This is a genomic window from Dyadobacter sp. CY345 (genome assembly GCF_021502725.1).
Taxonomy (GTDB): domain Bacteria; phylum Bacteroidota; class Bacteroidia; order Cytophagales; family Spirosomataceae; genus Dyadobacter.
In genome coordinates this window covers 1,948,771-1,966,598 of record NZ_JAKFFS010000001.1, presented here as the reverse complement: position 1 = coordinate 1,966,598, position 17,828 = coordinate 1,948,771, and the positions used below count along the sequence as shown (strand labels likewise).

Below are 17,828 nucleotides of genomic sequence, written 5' to 3'. Positions count from 1 at the left end.
TGACAATCCATATTGAGGGTTTTGAATTTAATTTTCATTGACCTTGACAAAACAATGAATATTTTTAGGACCAATTTAAACACCAAATCAGAAGGATAAAATGGCAAAGAAAAAAAGCTGGCTTGATAAATTGAATGATAAAAAAGATCCAAAAATAAAACGAACTGAATATGATTTTGCTGATATACCGGCAGGAAGTAATATGTTTATCGCAACACCGCAACTAATCGATCAGTATATTCGAGAAATTGGTTTTGGAAAACGTATTGAAATAAAAAATTTACGGAAAGACCTCGCATTGGAACATAATGCAGACTACACGTGCCCCGTAACAACAGGATTATTCTTACGAATCGTAGCAGAAGCAAATTATGAAAAATTGCAGCAAGGAAAAAGTTTAGACGAAATTACACCTTTTTGGAGAGCAATAGAACCGAATAGCGCACTGGCAAAAAAGCTTACATTTGGACAACATTTTTTAATACAACAAATTAACAGCGAAAGCGAATCAATCGAACCACTTGCGCCAGCAGGCGTTTAGGTCAAAGGTGGTTTTCGTGGTTAACTAAACATTCTACCACGCACCAACATTTATATTGAATTGACAGGTTTATAGTCCGTAATCCGCCACTACGCCAATTAAAAGCGAATTGACAAATCCATATTCTTATCTAAAAACAGTTATTTACAGAAGATTGAAAATGTAGATTTTTTAAATGGCAGTCTGACTGAAATAAGCAGTACAAATTTTGTAATAAAAACATCGGACATAAAAGATGCTCAATATAATTTAAACAAAAAAATGAGTAATCGGCTATTATCCGCCTGACTGATGAGTAAAAATTGAAACGTTTAATAATAAAAAAGAGACTTCATTATTCTTCGAAATATAACAGGACCAAGAAACTCAAATCGAATATTAACAAAATAACAATGAAAAAAATGAAAAAAACATTATTGATTTTTGTTACAACATTTTTAACATCTATTACTTCATTCGCGCAGACATTTGAAGGCAAAGTAATCTACACAAACTCTTATAAAAGTAAAATACCAAATATTGCAGACGATCAATTTACTTCAATGATGGGCGCGACACAAGAATATTTTATAAAAAATGGCAACTACAAATCAGTAGCAAATGGGACGTTATTTCAGTCACAATATTATATAAACAGCGAAAATAAACTTTACACAAAAATGGCGAACGCTGAAGCATTTTTGTGGAATGACGGATCGACAAACCCAGATGAAGTTATAAAATATGAACTTAACAAAGGCATCATTGACATACTTGGATACAAGTGCGACGAATTGGTGTTGACTTGTAAGAATGGAGTTCAAAAATACTATTTCAATTCCAAGTTCTCAGTAGACAGCAAAGCTTTTGTAAATCATAAATTCGGAAATTGGTATGACTTTGTTTCTAAATCAAATTCGTTACCTCTGAAATCAGTAATTGAGAACGCACAATTTTCATTAGAAAGTACTGCAACAAGTATAACAGAGATGAAACTTGACAATTCATTTTTTACGTTACCTTCGAACTCGAAAACAATGAAAAGCCCATACTGACGGACAAGAAAAACTGCTCTCAACATAGGTTAGTGGCAAGTGAGGACTGAGGTGATAAATTGAGCACTAGAAATCTAATTGTGCTGTTGTTTCGGCGGACGGCAGCATTTTGATAATTTATAAGAAATTGAAAATCAACAATTTGCATCAAATTACTTAGGGACGCGCGAGTTTCAAAGCCCCACCTGCCGAAAGCCTTGTTCGTGATGTGCAATAATTAAACGATCGAACACAACATCAACTCACGGATAGAATCTAAAAATGGCCCCATTCGTCATATCCGATTACGGTTCGGACTGATAAGCATTGAGAAACAAAATCTTTCCTCCACAAAATCTTGTTTCATTTTTGGAACAAGGCAAAAAAGTTGTGTATTACGCTGATAACAAAACGACAATTACAGACGACCAATTTGCGGTACTTTCTTCTGGAAATTGTTTGATAACCGAAAAACTTCCCATTAACAACAACTATCGTAGTACAATGCTGTTTTTCAACAACACAGCACTAAAAAAGCTTTTTTGTAAAATACGCTTCCGTTATCGATAAAATTTCTTTAAAACCCAACGAAACAAACAATCCTTTTTTAGTCTTTGAGAAAGAATTCATTTCAAATGCCTTTAATAGGTTAAGGCCACATACCGGTTTATATTTCGTGGACTTTCCGCTTCGGTTATTAGGTAATGGGCAAGGTCTGCTCTTGAAATTTTTCCGACTTTTTTGCCTTTTGTAAATGCAGGAAACACTCCATAATTTTTTGTCAGTATACCATCAGTAAGCATACCAGGTTGTACCATTTCCCAGCTCACATTACTTTTCGCAAAAAGACTTTCCATTAATCCTTTGTCTTTATACTGGTCTTTAAGAAAAAGATTTATCACGACTTTCATCATTAAACCAGTGTGTTTTATACCTTCTCCCACACCAAAACCTGATATTACCAATACAGGTGATTTGCTGTCCAGTTCAGTCATAGCTGTTATGACCGCTTTTGCCATGTCTGAGAAAAGAGTAGTTCCTTTCTTTTTCTTAGTTCCAATGGTAATCAATACTGCATCAGCGTTCTGAATTGCTTTTTTGACATCATCAACTGACGTTGCACTGCCATTTATTTTAATAAGTGCGAAATGGTGAGGAATTGCGGACGTATTGGTTGAAAGAGCTGTCACCTGATGCCCGTTTTCCAATGCTTGTGTTACGGCCAATAATCCTACACCTGCACCTGCACCTATAATTGCTAAGTTCATTTTCATTTATTTAGAAATTTAATAGCAGTTGACTTTGTGGTTACCAGAAGGCTGTCGCTTCCCCATTGCCAGGGATTTCCGGCGGTGGTCAATATTTCAGCACCTGCTTCCTTCGCAATCAATATTCCCGCTATCCAGTTGTAAGTATCCAAGTCGTGCTGAATAAAGAAATCAATTCTCCCGGCTCCAACATAAGCCAGTTGCAGGCCATGCGGGCCGTAATTCCTGACAATACCAAAAGTCTTGATTAATTCCGTCACCGATTCGCCAATGATGTCATTTAAATTATTGGTTGATTTATCCTCATGTCCATATTCGAAAACAGCTAACATCACAGAAAGGTCTGTTTTTTTGGCTGGCATTAAAGGTTTGTTATTCATAAATGCTCCTACACCTGCTTGTGCCCAGAACATTTCGTTTGCCAACGGGTCAAAAATCACAGAAAAACATGGCTGCCCGTCGCGTACCAGCACCAGGTTTATAGTCCATCCTGCAATGTGCTGCAAATATTGAATCGCTCCATCCATGGCATCACACAACCAGTAGTCACTACCAATGACCGGATTGCGCTGAGATTCTGTATCAAACTCATCGCCAATTTGCCAGGGTGCATTTGGAAAATTTTTGGCTAAATCTGCTTTCAGTGATGACAAACAAATTGTGTCGATGGCGGCCAAAGATGCAGTGAGTTCTTCAATGTTTTCTGGAATTGCTTTTTGTTTGTAATCTTTGAGAAAACCAGTTCCAACCTTTCTTATAGCTTCGAGTATGATGGGGATGCTGTTATTTAATTCCATCTTAGTTTATTAAATTATTGATGGATCAAAATTAGAGCGTAATTGTAGCTTTGAATAGGCTCAGAGATGGGAATGACAGTCCTAATCACGGAATTGTTGCCGAAATTCAAGAGGAGTAAGATTTGTTATTTTTTTGAATAATTTCCCAAAGTAAACGGGTTCGTCATAGCCTACTTCGTAACTAATCTCTTTTACGCTTTTGCTTGTATAATATAATTGGCGTTTTGCTTCAAGAATAGATGCTTGTTGAATATGAATCGAAACAGAACTACCAGTTAGTGCTTTTACGGTATCGTTCAAATGTGAAACCGATATCGCCAGTTCAGAAGCATATTGAGCTGGTTGTTTCCATGTTTTATAATGCTGTTTCAGTAACTGGTTAAAAGTATCTTTGATTATTGTACTGCGGTTCTGATTCGTGTTATCCGTGGCCGAAGTAAAAATAAGATTACATGCAATCGAATATAAAAATGCTGTAAGTAAAGAGTGAATAGATTTGGAGCTGTATTTATTTACGATCGTTGCTTGTGATTTTTCAATAAGATTAAGCAAGGTGGTTAAGTGCAGATAAAAATCTGATTGTGGCTCTAAGAACATCGGGCTATGGAATCTGAGTTCAAATAGCTCTTTAACTTCTATGTCAACTACTGCCGGGTCAAAACTAATAATCCAGCCGTTAGGCTTTTGAACTTCAATAATGTGATGTATCTGCTCCGGAAATACACAAAGTAAGGTCAATTCAGAAAATGAAACTTCTTTAAAATCTATGCTGAGTTTAAAATTTCCACCGTTAGCCAGCATTATTAAAAAGTGGTTATCTCTATGCGGTTTTGAAATATTGTGTTCTTCCCTGATTTCATTTTGCATATTCACAACATGAACACCGGCATTGGCAAGCGGTGAAATGTTGAAGTGTGAAATATTTTTTTGTTCGTTTTTCAAAAGAAATCCTTGAACTAAGTTTTAAGGGTAGCTTGATACCATTGATGCTAACTTCAAAGGCTTTACAAATAAAACGGATCGTTGAAGGTCGCAAAACAAAGTTAAAGGTATAAGCCAAATAATACTATTCGTCTTCCATACAAAAAACCAGATTGCGACAAACTGATTTTTTGGTAATTTGAAATTAAATGTCATTTGACGGAAGCGCCAATACATCAGTTAGCTGGTTGCCGGCATACAAGAAGAAGATAGAATTTATCAGAATATCCTTGAAATGATCAAATCTTTAAAAACCATTTTATAGTATTCTGACCACACCATTTATTTTTAAGGAAAAACATATTGAAAGAGGACAAAACAGGGATTTAAACAGCAAACCTATTTCTCCCATTTTCATAATCCGAATAAGCGGTCAATACCGCTGCCCAACTCTCCAACGACCAAATCTGCCTGTTCAACGAATGTTGCCACCAACAAACTTCCCCGCGTGATAACTTCACAACATCAAAAATAACAGAACTATAACTAAGCATACCTAATCTAAAACATCATGGAAAACCCAACCATTTTTGAAAACGCAGTTGTTGATTACGCCGTAGACACGCATTTGGACCGTCAGGTAAAAGACTTTTTGAAATCGCTTAATTCCGGAGGAGCACCTGTGGAAAGCTTGTCGAAAGAAGATGCACGGCAGGTGCTGATCGGTGCGCAGGCATCTGTGGACGTTGACCTTTCCGGTATCGAAGTTTCTGAAAAAACAATTGTATCGGAAGGACTGGAAGTGAGCCTGAACATTGTCCGTCCCACCAGCGTAAGTGGAATTTTGCCGGTTTTCATCTTCGTGCATGGCGGTGGCTGGATACTGGGCGATTTCCCTACGCACAAAAGACTGGTCCGCGACCTGGTGGTTGAATCAGGTGCAGTGGCGGTATTTGTCAATTACACACCATCACCGGAAGCGCATTACCCGGTAGCAATCAACCAGATCTACGCCGCAACCAAATGGGTGGCTGAAAACGGAAGCGAGATTGGTGTAGATGGAAGCCGTCTGGCTATTGTTGGCAACAGTGTGGGCGGGAATATGAGCACTGTAACCAGCCTGATGGCAAAAGAAAAAGGCGGACCGAAAATCAGTCTGCAAGTGCTGATGTGGCCTGTTACCGACGCTGGTTTTGATTACGAGTCTTACGCACTTTACGGTGCGCAACGTTTTTTAACAACGCCATTAATGAAATGGATGTTTGACCAGTATACCACAGATCCGGCAGAACGTGCGCAAAAACTGGTATCTCCTTTGCAGGCTTCTCTGGAAGAGTTGAGCGATTTGCCTCCTGCCCTGATACAGGTGGCCGAAAATGACATTCTGAGAGATCAGGGAGAGGCTTATGGACGCCGATTGAACGAGGCAGGCGTAACGGTAACAACTATCCGTTACAATGGAATGATCCACGATTTTGGCTTGCTGAATGCGCTGGCTACTGTGCCGCCTGTCCGTTCGCTGATCCTGCACGCCTCTGCGGAGCTTAAAAAATATCTGTTTGTTTAGTAACTCCTGATTACAAAGGAAACCCGACATGTTACTGCAAATGATTTGCGATAAACATGTCGGGTTTTTCATTCTAAAATAACCCCAGCTGCATGGGCTCCGCCAGTACCGCCTTCAATTCAATCTGGCTGCGGTCTGCAAATTCCATAACAGGTGTTTTTGGATTGAGCCAGTGTTCGTATTCAGAAGGATCAAGTACCACGAGCATTCGCTGGCCCTCGTTTTTGATCTCCTTCATAAGTTCATTCCCCTCCGCAGTGCAGATGGTATAGCAGTAAGTCGTAAACCCGGTCAGCGGATCGATCCATTCATTAAATAATCCGGCGCAGCAAAAAACGGAATTGTCAGGTTTGCTGACCAGATACTTTGTTTTTTTACACTTGGGATTATTCACATCTGCCCATTGCCACTCATACATACCGTTCATCGGTACCAGACAGCGGTTCCCGATTTTGGCTTTGAAGGAAACTTTATCCTGAAGTTCTTCAATCTTCGCATTCAAACAATTATTTCTTGCTTTTTTTGCCTCTTTATCATTTTTCCCCAGACCCCGAAAACTCAGATAGTCTGCCAACAAGCCCCATTCAAAATACTGAATGATATTTCGCTCGTCCCATCTCACAATTGGATAATCAGGATTTTCAAATCCATTAAATTCCTTCTTAGGCGTAAACCTGTCTTTTTCAAGAAATTCCGCATTCATTGCCCTCGCAATGTCATTCTCTTCTACGGTTAAAGCAGTATGGTAGCACATAGCAACAACAATTAATTGTATGTTAAATATGAAACTTTAACATGTAAAATCCATCCTATTGTTAAGTATTTTTGTTTCTGCCGCCGCGCCATTGAGCACTTATCCTCTATCTTGCAACCAGGGTTTCAATACCTTAATCACCTGCGGCATCACGACCCAGGTGAGCAGCGTAACCATGCTGGCTGCAATGATCAATACGCGGAGCATGACTGGCAGCGGCTGAACAAACGGGCCGATGGTGAAGGATAAAAACAAGCTGGTCGGAAAAACACCGCATAGGGTCGCAATAGCCATTTTCCAGCGCGGAGGCGGCGTGGGCGACCGAAACCATGCTTCCAACCCACTCAGCTGGCGGTAATTTGGCTCTTCGGTGAGCGTGGAGGCGTAGGCTTCCCAATCTTTGAAAAGCTGTGAATTGTAAAACGCGTCGCGTTCAGTTTCGTCGGCGAAAGTCCTGAGAATGCCGATTTCCTGGCTGTCTGTTCCGGGTAAAGGCGATATCATTCCGGCTCCCTGCACGCCTCCATGCAAGAATGACTCACCAAGAAAATGGCGGAGTGCTTCCTTAAATTCCTTTTCTTTTCCCGGTAAAACCTTGCGGGTGATCGCTACGTGTATAGGCATGAGTTCAAATCTTAATTGGGTCAGGTGGTCAATTTGCTGTAAACTTCTTTGGCTTCCTGGACAGCGTGGTTGCAAATATCTTGAACGGTATAAATACAATTTTGCAAATCATCAGAGCCAGCATCTAATTCTTCCAGTTTATCCAGATGGTTTTCTAAAACGGGAGTCAGCCCCATAATGCCGATACTTGTTTTCATATTATGCGCAATATCGCTCAATTTCGCTAAATCCTGCTGATCCAGAGCCTTTTGAAGATTATCAAGATCTTTCGGAATACAATCAATGAACTGGCCGATGACAATTTTTTCATAATCAACATTGCCGCGGCTGATTTCCTCCATACCTCGAAGATCAATATACTGGTGTCCTGTTGTGTTTTCAATCCGATTTTCAGATTGAACGGGATTATTAATACCAGGCACAAATTTCCGGATCATTTCGAAAAGATCCTTTTCGTTGATCGGCTTGGAAATATATTCGTTCATACCGTGGCTCAGGGATTTTTCCCTTTCGCCAGCCATGGCATGAGCCGTCATGGCGATGATCGGCAATTGCAAACCAAGATCCTCCCGAATAATTTCCGCGGCCGTATAACCATCCATTTCCGGCATCTGAATATCCATCAAAACCAGATTGTAATGTTTTTGTTTCAAATAATCTATGGCCGATGCACCGCTGGAAACGATCTCAAATGAGGTATTCCACTGGGTCAGCAGATGTTTCATCAGGCTTTGGTTCATTACATTATCATCCACAACCAAAATTTTCACCGACCGGTCCATGCTGTTTTTAAGGCTGTTCAGATCCGGTGTTGGCGACGCAGTAATTTGTTCCGGGGCAATTTGATAAGGAATAAAAAACGTAAATGAAGTTCCTTTTCCTGCCTCACTTTTCACTTCGATTTCGCCATTTTGCAGCGTGATCAGGTTTTTGACAATGGACAAACCAAGCCCCGTTCCGCCATAATTCCGGGTGATGGAATCTTCCGCCTGACTGAACCGCTCAAAAATACTTTCCAGTTTTTCCTTACCAATCCCGATTCCGCGATCGGATACCGTGAAGCCGAGATGTATTTTATCTTCGGAACATTTCTTAGACTGCACATCCACTGAAATCACGCCCTGCTCACTAAATTTCAAAGCGTTACCAATCAGATTAACCAGAATTTGTGTCAGCCGTGTGGCGTCACCGATAAGCGTGTCCGGTATATCTGCATTGATCCGGCTCATTAAAGTCAGACCCTTTTCTTTAACTCTTTCACGAAATAATGTTTCAATGGAAAGAATCAGTCCCCGCACGCTGAAAGGGTTCACAACAATGCGCATCATCCCCGCTTCGATTTTCGAAAGATCGAGGATATCATTAATAATCGCCAGCAGATTTTCTCCGGCCGACTGGATCGAATTAACAAACTCGGTGCTGTCGGCATCCAGTTTTTTTCTTTTCAAAAGATTGGTAAAACCAAGTATCGAATTGAGTGGTGTCCTTATTTCATGGCTCATGTTGGCAAGGAAATTTTCCTTAATCTGCAGAGCCTCTCTCGCGGTTTTTTCTGAAATATCCAGCTTTGAAATAAGCTCGTTCTGTTTTCGAAACTGGCTGATAATAAACCAGCATCCTCCCCCGCAACTGAGCAGCAGCAGCGTAATGTAGATATTCCCGAACAGTCGGGCTTTTCTTCCACCCTCTCCGATCCTGTTACTCAGTGCCTGCATTGTTTTTTGACGACTATCGTATATCTGATGCGTCGCAACCATGATCTCATTTGAAATCATTCTGGCCCGCGGATTGGCGATCAGACTGGTATCGTTCATTTCGCCAGTCCTGAGAAATCTGGCCATTAAATGGTGTTTGATGCGTATCTTTTCGCTGGCAAGTACTTCCAGCCTGTCCAGGTATTGCGTCGTTTTGGCATCGTGATTGCTTGATTTCAATGTATCCAAAAATCCGTTCACCTCATTTATTTTTTGGTCAACACCTTCCAGATGTGACGTATCTCCGGTGGCAATGGCCGCGCGGATACGGCTTTCCACACCCAACAAATCACGGTCTATAGTGCGCAGATGGTTACTAATGACCAGCTCCCGTAGCAGTTGATCATTCCCGTTTTGCAGAGAGGTCAGGTTTTCAGATGAATTGTATCGCATGATCGTTAGTACAACCGCGGCGGCGATAAATGCGACAAGGATATAATGTACAAAATATTTGTTAGCCATATTCATGTTGATAAAGGCAATGTTCTGCAACAAAATAGCGCTGAAAAGATGAAACTAAATGCCGCGAATCGCCGAACAGGCAAGATAAGTCGCCGAAAAATCAGGACAACAGAAGATCAGAAAATATTGATCCGTGTATTGAGCGTTTTGCGGTAAGCATCAGCCACCGGCACGTATTTTCCTCCTACCACCAATCCGCCTTCCTGAAACGTATCAATTTTGCTAACGGCTACAATGTACGACCGGTGGACCCGTATAAATTTTGAACCTGGCAGCCTTTCCTCGGCCGACTTCAATGTCCCGTGTATGGCATAAAAAGTCTGGGTGGTGTAAAATTTGACATAATCTCCCATGGCTTCTGCATACAAAATATCATCAAATTTCAGCCTACGCATAACATTGGAATCCCTAATAAAAATGAACTCATCATTAATCTGCTGCACCTTGTCATTCTTACTTCCCAGTATCTCGCGCGCCTTTCCGACAGCCTGTAAAAACCGTGCAGGTGTGAAGGGTTTGATCAGATAATCGGCCACGTTCAACTCAAAGGCTTCCACAGCGTATTCTTTTTTTGATGTCGTAAAAATAATGACCATATCCTTATTCTTCAGGGTTCTGGTCAGTTCCAGTCCGGTCATTTCTGGCATTTCAATATCCAGAAACAAGATATCTACCTGATTGTTCTGAAGATATTGATAAGCCTCCATGGCATCGCAGCATTCTCCAACCACAGTCAGATCGGAAACATGCGTGGCCAGCTGGCTTAACGTCGCACGGGCAATCAGGTTGTCATCAACAATTAAACATTTCATCGAGTCGGGCGAGTAACTTTTATCAGATTATTTGATCCGGGAAGATGGATTCTAAAAGCTAAGTTATCAAATTTGAAACAAATCGCCCGACATCCGAACGGGAATCATAACGTAAACCGGAATACACCAAAAAAACCGCTGAAAAGTACAGCGGTTCAATGGCTTTATTACAAAGAAGATTGTGAATGAATTATTTTAGGGCATGATTGATGGTCTTTGAGCAAGCAGGAATGCTTTTCTGCTTGCATTACCCAATGTATCCACGTCCCTCACAAGCTCACTGCCATTAAATTTTTCATACTTTACCTGCATTTCACCTTTATCATCATGTTCCGCTCTAACGGTTTCGGCAAATAGCAGCTGATCGGGAATTTTCGCACCCAGCCAATGATCATCTTCTTTCTGTTTCCAAGTCAGCAGAGTGAGCTGTTCACCGGACATGACGGAATCCACATTTTCACGAAGGCGTAAAGCCGTTTTTTCGTTACCATATAAAATGGACATAGTACCGTCTTTTTTGTTTATTAATGAACTGATCACCTTCAAATTCATTTCTGAAAATCCGAAAGACGCAGGTAATGAAGCATGGCTGTTAATTCGTTCGCCTGAGTCTGGCGCAGGACTGCATCCTGAAAAGTAAAACAGGGAGATAAGGCAAAAAATAATTATTGTCCGTTTCATAATCAGTGCTTTATTGGCGTAGTGAACACGAAATCATTTGCGCTCATGGGTTGGTGGCAATTGACGCATTCGGTCGCAAAAGTTTCCGTTTTTCCATAAGGAACCATGGCTGGCGTCTTGAATCTTGCAAATCCCCAGCCTTTTGTCGACGCATATTTCTTGTCATCCTTGATCATATATTCAACCTGTTTGAATGCACCGCTAGATACATTTCCGGATTTATCTTCCACCTCATCCCAGGCAACCTTCGCCAAAATCGTTCCGTTTGGCCATGGGTTGGTATGCTCTTCCTGGATCGCTTTTACTGCCACGTCATTTCCAAAAATGATACGCATCGTTCCATTATCATAACGCTCCGTACTGCTGACGGCCTCCCAGTTTTTATAGTCCGGGATATAGCTGATGCCATTCAAAGCTTTCGGTAAATCCATCGGCGCTTTTAATGCTTTCACCTGCATAGTCTGCTTCGCAAGTGCGTTGATCTTCGCTGTATCTCCCGGTATATTGCGAACACGCAACGACCTGATATACTTTTTCAAAACACCAATATCTGAACCAGAAAGTTTGGCAGACGGGTGAACCAGTTCGTAATCTTTAAGTGGCATCGCCCCTGCCACAATTTGGTTAAGCGATTCCCAAAGTTTGGCTTTCTGGTCAGCCGGGGCCAGGCTGTCCCACGTTGAAAAATTTAGCCCTTTCCTGCCCTGCCTGACATGTTCAGCCACCCGCCAGTAAGCCGGAGCAACCTTATCGTACCACCTCAAATTGGGTTCATTAGAATGGCAGTCGTAACAAGACCGCCTGACAATGTCTTTTACCGCTGGTGGTGCCTGAAAATCACCAGTTATTATGGGGTTTTCCAATTTTGGCCCGGTAAATTGAATACCAATAAAAACCATGGTCAGTATTGCGACCATACCTGCTAAAACTTTTTTGGTTTCAAAGTCTAATTTCATAGCCTTTTTGTTAATGCTTAACTTATTTGCCGTTAAGTTTTAATCAGGCGAAGTGCGCGCGTAACATCCACGCCATTTCTTCATGTGTTTCCAAAAGTCCGGTGATAAAATCACTGGTTCCGGCGTCATGATATTCGTTTGCAAATGGGTTAATATTACCTCGAATGAAGGTGATGATACTTTCGTGATCTTCAAGTAACTCCTTTAAAAATCCGTTGCTGTCATTTTTATTAGCAGTGGCTTCGGTCAGGTGAGTCAGTTTTAAAAGTTGCGATAATGTGGCTGGTGCATAGTGCCCGATCTTGCGTATACGTTCGGCAACGCTTTCCATCACTTCGTCGAGCTGCTGATACTGGCTTTCAAAAAATAAATGCATGGCATGAAAGTCAGCACCTTCAACGTTCCAGTGCGCATTACGCGTTTTGGTATACAATACAAATTCATCAGCCAGCAATTTCGCAAGCTGAGCTGCAACTGCATTTCTGTTTTCCTCGGAGATTCCAATGTTCGCTTTCATGATCCAATCGTTTTAGGTATATTTTAGATTCTGTTTGATGATTTAAAAGTATACGCTTTGTGAAAGAAGCTGATCTTATATTCGGTGAACAGGCAAATGTGATCGATGAAAGCTTTAGATAACCTATATCGCTTGTAAAACTTTTTGTTACTCCGCTTCCAAAAAAGCTTTCAAGCCATTCAATACCTGATTTTCTTCTCCGTTGGGAGTATCTTGAACAGATCCCGGCCGGTTATCTTCCTGGTTCACAACAAGCGTGACCACCCCCTCGTCTTCAGAGAGAAGATAGCTCATAATAAAATAATTTTCAGGTCTGTCCTCCAAATCAGGTCTGGGAAAAAATAATGTGTAGCGGATAATTTCATACGGTGAAAATTCTAAAATATTCCCCCATTGCTCAAAGACCTGGCCTTCCCAGTTATTTCTAAAACGAATCTCACCACCAACCGTCCAATCCGTAATTAAATCGCTGCCGAACTGCCATTTTTTTACCAGTTCGGGTTGAGTTAAAGCCTGCCAGACTTTTGCTATGGGTGCGTTGATTGATACTGCCGATATGTTTGATGCCATGATGTTTTTGAGCCTTGTTTAATTTCAATAAGAAAGTTACGTGTATGCAATTTTATGATCGGATGATTAGCATTTTATAGAACAAGGAAACAATTTCTTGCTTCAAAAACAAACCGATCTTGGTATGCAGATGTCTGAAATTCATTCGGTTGCAAGTAAATCCGAGTGTCTTCAAAGGAGACAGCCAGACGCCGGATTTCTTGAATCCCTTTTCCTGTTTTCTTCCTCTTCTGTATTTATGTGCTATTCTTCCGCTCAAATAGACTATTCCAACGACGCCGGTCGGGATATCTTTGTCTTATCAAGTAACAATCAAAAAAAAGTTGTCATGTCAAAAACAATATTTATAACTGGTGCATCAAGAGGCTTTGGGAAACTTTGGGCCGAGGCATTTCTGAAACGCGGCGACAAGGTGGCCGCAACGGCCCGCAACCTAACAGCCCTCGAAGACCTGGCTACGGTTTATGGTGATAACCTTCTTCCAATCAAGCTGGATGTGAATGACCGTCAGCAGGTTCTGGATGCAGCAAATCAGGTAAAACAGCATTTTGGGAGTATTGACATCCTGATCAATAATGCCGGTTATGGACTTTTTGGTACGGTTGAAGAAACGACTGAGGAACAGGCAAGAGCACAAATGGAAACCAATTTTTTCGGGCTGCTTTGGGTAACGCAGGCAGTACTACCGATTATGCGTGATCAAAAAAGCGGGCATATTATTCAGGTATCGAGTTTTCTGGGTCTGACAACTTTGCCAATGCTGGGTTTATATAACGCTTCGAAATTTGCTGTAGAAGGTTTAAGTGAAACCATCGCTTCGGAAGTTGCACATCTGGGTATCAAGGTAACACTGATTGAGCCAAATGGATTTGCAACCGAATGGGCAGGTAATTCTGCAATTCAAACCTCATCCGATATTGAAGATTACAACCCAGTGCGTACCGCTTTTGCAGAATCGGGCGATAATCCTGAAACCTGGGGAAAACCGGAAGCAACAGTAAACGCAATCCTGACGATTACTGAAATTCCTAATCCACCGGCGCGATTACTGCTTGGAAGAGTCGCATACGACACTGTTCATCAAGTCTATACCGAGCGGATTAAAGATATAGAGCGTTGGAGAGAAGTGAGCATTACCGCACATGGGCATTGATTGACTCCAATATTTCATTAACTAAAACGAACACGAAATGAAGACTTCAACCAGACAATTACTGGATAAAATATTGACAGCCCATGGGGGTGAAAATATAGCTAAATTCAAATCAGTAAAATTGAGGGCGAACATAGGAGGCGTTACCTGGGCCATCAAGGGACATGAAAATGCACTGGCAGATGTTGAATTTACCGGTTCATTAACCGAGCAAAAAGCTCACTGGAAAAATCCTTTCCAACCCGGATACTCTTCTATATTTGAAACGGGAAAAGTGCAATTGTTTGACGAAAATGGAACCCTGCTGGAAGAATTGAAAAACCCCCGGGAATCTTTCAAGGGACAAGTGATCGAAACTCCGTGGTCGAGAGTGCAATTGATTTATTTTTCAAGTTACGCTACCTGGAATTATGCAACAGCTCCATTCAATTTTCAAGTGCCGGGTACCGAATTAAATGAGTTGGAAGATTGGGTAGAAAATGGAGAGACATTAAGCCGCCTGGAAGTTATTTATCCGGATGGATTTGCCACGCACAGTAAACTCCAGATTTTTTATTTTGATAAAAATGGTTTGTTAAAACGTCACGATTATTGGCCTGAAATTCTGGGCGGTACATCAGCCACGCAGATCATTCAAGATCATAAATCTTTTGACGGAATCGTCACCGGCACCAAACGCCGCATTTATATCCTTAATGACGTTGATAACAGCTACCAGTCCGATCCGGTTTTGGTTTCAATTGATATACTGAACGTAAACTTTGAATAATGTCAGACCCAAGTCCGGTCAAATATAATACTATCAAGATCTGTCGCAACCGGTCCGAGAAGTACCTAATGTTGCGGCTTTGGCGGCCCGGCTTAATCTGTCTCCAAATTATCTTACGGACCTTGTTCGCCAGGAAACGGGGAAAAGTACTATTGGCCTTATTCATGAATATGTGATTGAACAAGCTGAAATCCTGCTTCTGCAAACGGATATGGATGTCAGTGACGTCGCCCACCAATTAGGTTTTGACAACATCTCATACTTTTCAAGACTTTTTAAAAAAGCAAAAGGCAAAACACCGGTTGAAATCAGGAATCAGGGAAAAGTATAAGCAGTCCGGGGTTTTGTGTTAGTATACAGCACTAGGTCTGTCTAGTTTTAGAAAAACAAAACGAGATGCCCGGACGTGCGCAAATTTTTCTATTCCCCGGACTATCTACTGCTTCTTTATTCCTGATTCGAATTAAACGCTGTTTGGAAAGGGCTTGCAGCAAAATGGAGAACTTGAACTGAATTTTGCAAACCATATTTCCAATAGTCAGGATTAGCATTCTTAAACCGGTTGATAAAATCGAATTCTATGGAAGATTCAAAGCAGTGATGTGGCGTGTATTTGCAGGCGTGGATCAGTAAGAAATCATGGCCTCTGCACTTTTAAGAATAAACGTATATCTACCATAGTAATCTCATATTTGTGCTCATGAAAACCATTCAAAAAAGTTACGACGCATTGATAATCGGTTTCGGAAAAGGTGGCAAAACACTGGCTGCTTTTCTGGCCAAAGAAGGCTGGACTGTTGCGGTCATCGAACAGTCGGCGCTGATGTACGGGGGAACGTGTATCAATATTGCCTGCATTCCGACCAAGTCACTGGTGCATAGCGCAGAAACAAATGTACCCTATCATGAAGCTGTTAATGAGAAAAATCGTTTGACAAGTTCACTCCGGCAGCGGAACTTTGAGATGGTTGACAACCAGCCTGGCGCGACGGTGATTACCGGGACTGCAACTTTTGTCACGCACCGGCAAGTCGCTGTTCGTCTAGCAGATATAGTTGAAGAAGTACTTATTGAAGCGGAGAAAATATTTATCAATACAGGTGCAAAACCCGTTGTTCCCTCCATTCCGGGTATCGAGCAAAGTCAGCGTATTTTCACAAGCACAACGCTGATTGACCAGACGAAACTTCCTGAGGAACTGGTGATTATTGGTGCAGGTTATATTGCGCTCGAATTCGCCAGTATGTATGCCCAGTTCGGTTCCAGGGTAACATTGCTTGACCGCTCCGCCACATTTCTGCCGAATGAAGACAGGGATATTGCAGACTCGATTCAGACGGTTTTATCTGCCAAAGGAATCAGGATAGAACAAGCTGCACAGATTGAGAAAATTATTACCGGCGAAACCGCGGATACCATCATTTACCATCAGGGAGAAATACAAAAAGAAGTTTCAGCCACCGCTATTCTGGTTGCTACCGGGCGCCGGCCGGTAACAAAAGACCTGAACCTTTCTGCTGCCGGCGTGCAGCAGGATGACAGAGGTTATATCCGCGTAAACGAACATCTCCAAACGACGGCTGAAAACATCTGGGCAATTGGCGACGTGAATGGCGGACCGCAATTTACCTACATATCCCTAGACGATTTCCGCATTATCCGTAGCCAGCTTTTCCCGAAATTTGAACCGCATACAACGTTCGACAGAAAATACGTAGCGTCATCTTTGTTCATAACACCACCTCTGGCACAAGTTGGACTGCGTGAGCATGAAGCGGTTAAACAGGGTTACCGGATAAAAATTGCCAGTATTCCGGCAGCAGCCAGCACGCGCGCTCAGATTTTAAGACAAACAGAAGGTGTTTTGAAAGCCGTCGTCGATGCGGACACGAACAAAATTCTTGGCTGCACGTTGTTTTGCGTCAATTCCAGCGAACTGATTAACCAAGTACAACTGGCTATGCAGGGCGGGTTAGACTACACAGTATTACGCGATACGATTTATACGCATCCTTCCAGCAGTGAAATATTCAACGATCTTTTTGGCAAAATTTAAATGATGAATGCATTAGCATTGGCCGCTCAAACAAATATTGAGCTTATAAACGACACAAAGATCGCTTACCGGCAGTTCGGAACCGCTGAACCACTGCTTCTGGTCAACCGGTTCAGAGGCGTTATGGATACCTGGAATCCGCTCTTTCTTGATGCGCTGGCAGCTGACTACCAGGTGATTTTATTCGATTATTCACTTTTACTGTTGAAAAATCTCCTTTCGGTGGTTTAGTCCCCAATCCCGCATCGCCTCAATAATCGGACCGAAGGTTCGGCCATAATCGGTAATGGAATACTCAACACCAATGGGTTTTGCGTCGATGATGGTGCGATTCAGTAGTTTATTTGTTTCCATATCCTGCAACTCTCTGGAAAGCATCCGCGGCGAAATTCCGATTTCCTGCGCCAGAGCCTTGAAACGGTAAGGCCGTTCGTTGAGGGTCAGCAGGATCAGAATTTTCCATTTACCCCCGATCAAGTCGAGTGTATCCCGCACAGCCATTCTGTTACGGCCGCATTCCTGTTTGCTTATCTGCTCCATGTTGTCCATGTTTATCGGTATACTATATGTAACCAATAACAAAAGTATAGCATAGGCATCTTATTTTTGCATA

21 protein-coding genes are annotated in these 17,828 nt (G+C 41.8%); 9 read left to right on the top strand and 12 right to left on the bottom strand.

Annotation, left to right across the window (positions count from 1 at the left end; all coding sequences use genetic code 11):
• Positions 1–100: 100 nt before the first annotated feature.
• From L0657_RS08385 to L0657_RS28150, 3 genes are all read left to right on the top strand, one after another.
• Complete coding sequence (locus L0657_RS08385) at positions 101–541, top strand: hypothetical protein (RefSeq protein ID WP_235150134.1); 441 nt, start codon at positions 101–103, stop codon at positions 539–541.
• A gap of 401 nt (positions 542–942) precedes the next feature.
• The gene (locus L0657_RS08380) at positions 943–1,575 is read left to right on the top strand and encodes a hypothetical protein (protein WP_235150133.1); all 633 of its coding nucleotides are present in this window, start codon (positions 943–945) and stop codon (positions 1,573–1,575) included.
• 306 nt (positions 1,576–1,881) lie between these two features.
• Positions 1,882–2,124 carry a hypothetical protein gene (locus tag L0657_RS28150; protein WP_409015018.1) on the top strand — a complete coding sequence of 81 codons (243 nt, stop codon included), beginning with the start codon at positions 1,882–1,884 and terminating at the stop codon, positions 2,122–2,124.
• A gap of 71 nt (positions 2,125–2,195) precedes the next feature.
• Here L0657_RS28150 and L0657_RS08375 read toward each other — a convergent pair whose 3' ends face one another.
• The 3 genes from L0657_RS08375 to L0657_RS08365 all read right to left on the bottom strand — a co-directional run bounded on the left by L0657_RS08375 (position 2,196) and on the right by L0657_RS08365 (position 4,561).
• Positions 2,196–2,828 (bottom strand): NAD(P)-dependent oxidoreductase, encoded by a 633-nt coding sequence (locus tag L0657_RS08375; protein WP_235150132.1) that lies wholly within the window; start codon positions 2,826–2,828, stop codon positions 2,196–2,198.
• Complete coding sequence (locus tag L0657_RS08370; protein ID WP_235150131.1) at positions 2,825–3,619, bottom strand: inositol monophosphatase family protein; 795 nt, start codon at positions 3,617–3,619, stop codon at positions 2,825–2,827. The genes L0657_RS08375 and L0657_RS08370 overlap by 4 nt, the downstream gene beginning before the upstream one ends.
• Before the next feature lie 81 nt (positions 3,620–3,700).
• Complete coding sequence (locus L0657_RS08365; protein WP_235150130.1) at positions 3,701–4,561, bottom strand: AraC family transcriptional regulator; 861 nt, start codon at positions 4,559–4,561, stop codon at positions 3,701–3,703.
• Positions 4,562–5,111: 550 nt separating this feature from the next.
• Here L0657_RS08365 and L0657_RS08360 point away from each other — a divergent pair.
• Complete coding sequence (locus L0657_RS08360) at positions 5,112–6,107, top strand: alpha/beta hydrolase (protein ID WP_235150129.1); 996 nt, start codon at positions 5,112–5,114, stop codon at positions 6,105–6,107.
• 73 nt (positions 6,108–6,180) lie between these two features.
• Here L0657_RS08360 and L0657_RS08355 read toward each other — a convergent pair whose 3' ends face one another.
• The 8 genes from L0657_RS08355 to L0657_RS08320 form a co-directional block, all read right to left on the bottom strand.
• Positions 6,181–6,861 carry an SOS response-associated peptidase gene (locus L0657_RS08355; protein WP_235150128.1) on the bottom strand — a complete coding sequence of 227 codons (681 nt, stop codon included), beginning with the start codon at positions 6,859–6,861 and terminating at the stop codon, positions 6,181–6,183.
• Between the two features lie 99 nt (positions 6,862–6,960).
• A complete protein-coding gene (locus L0657_RS08350; protein WP_235150127.1) occupies positions 6,961–7,485 on the bottom strand; it encodes an antibiotic biosynthesis monooxygenase in 525 nt (174 codons plus the stop codon).
• Between the two features lie 20 nt (positions 7,486–7,505).
• Positions 7,506–9,701, bottom strand: coding sequence for a hybrid sensor histidine kinase/response regulator (locus L0657_RS08345; RefSeq protein WP_235150126.1), 2,196 nt, complete (start codon positions 9,699–9,701; stop codon positions 7,506–7,508).
• 116 nt (positions 9,702–9,817) lie between these two features.
• Positions 9,818–10,513 carry a LytTR family DNA-binding domain-containing protein gene (locus L0657_RS08340; protein WP_235150125.1) on the bottom strand — a complete coding sequence of 232 codons (696 nt, stop codon included), beginning with the start codon at positions 10,511–10,513 and terminating at the stop codon, positions 9,818–9,820.
• Between the two features lie 195 nt (positions 10,514–10,708).
• Entirely contained in the window at positions 10,709–11,194 is a 486-nt protein-coding gene (locus tag L0657_RS08335) for a hypothetical protein (protein ID WP_235150124.1), read from the bottom strand.
• 2 nt (positions 11,195–11,196) lie between these two features.
• On the bottom strand, positions 11,197–12,150 hold the full coding sequence (locus L0657_RS08330; RefSeq protein ID WP_235150123.1) for a heme-binding domain-containing protein: 954 nt from the start codon (positions 12,148–12,150) through the stop codon (positions 11,197–11,199).
• Between the two features lie 43 nt (positions 12,151–12,193).
• Positions 12,194–12,667, bottom strand: coding sequence for a Dps family protein (locus tag L0657_RS08325; protein ID WP_235150122.1), 474 nt, complete (start codon positions 12,665–12,667; stop codon positions 12,194–12,196).
• A gap of 147 nt (positions 12,668–12,814) precedes the next feature.
• Positions 12,815–13,237, bottom strand: coding sequence for an SRPBCC family protein (locus L0657_RS08320; RefSeq protein WP_235150121.1), 423 nt, complete (start codon positions 13,235–13,237; stop codon positions 12,815–12,817).
• A gap of 328 nt (positions 13,238–13,565) precedes the next feature.
• On the opposite strand from L0657_RS08320, the gene L0657_RS08315 reads away from it, so the two are divergent.
• The 5 genes from L0657_RS08315 to L0657_RS08295 all read left to right on the top strand — a co-directional run bounded on the left by L0657_RS08315 (position 13,566) and on the right by L0657_RS08295 (position 17,446).
• Positions 13,566–14,390: an oxidoreductase gene (locus L0657_RS08315; RefSeq protein WP_235150120.1), complete on the top strand. Its 825-nt coding sequence runs from the start codon at positions 13,566–13,568 to the stop codon at positions 14,388–14,390.
• A 37-nt stretch (positions 14,391–14,427) separates the two neighbouring features.
• Positions 14,428–15,159, top strand: coding sequence for a hypothetical protein (locus tag L0657_RS08310; RefSeq protein ID WP_235150119.1), 732 nt, complete (start codon positions 14,428–14,430; stop codon positions 15,157–15,159).
• A gap of 79 nt (positions 15,160–15,238) precedes the next feature.
• Positions 15,239–15,490: an AraC family transcriptional regulator gene (locus L0657_RS08305; protein WP_235150118.1), complete on the top strand. Its 252-nt coding sequence runs from the start codon at positions 15,239–15,241 to the stop codon at positions 15,488–15,490.
• A gap of 369 nt (positions 15,491–15,859) precedes the next feature.
• Positions 15,860–17,215 carry an FAD-dependent oxidoreductase gene (locus L0657_RS08300; protein WP_235150117.1) on the top strand — a complete coding sequence of 452 codons (1,356 nt, stop codon included), beginning with the start codon at positions 15,860–15,862 and terminating at the stop codon, positions 17,213–17,215.
• On the top strand, positions 17,216–17,446 hold the full coding sequence (locus tag L0657_RS08295) for an alpha/beta fold hydrolase (protein ID WP_235150116.1): 231 nt from the start codon (positions 17,216–17,218) through the stop codon (positions 17,444–17,446).
• Here L0657_RS08295 and L0657_RS08290 read toward each other — a convergent pair.
• Positions 17,414–17,755, bottom strand: a complete 342-nt coding sequence (locus tag L0657_RS08290; protein WP_235150115.1) for a helix-turn-helix domain-containing protein — start codon at positions 17,753–17,755, stop codon at positions 17,414–17,416. The two genes, L0657_RS08295 and L0657_RS08290, sit on opposite strands and share 33 nt — an antisense overlap.
• Positions 17,756–17,828 lie beyond the last annotated feature (73 nt).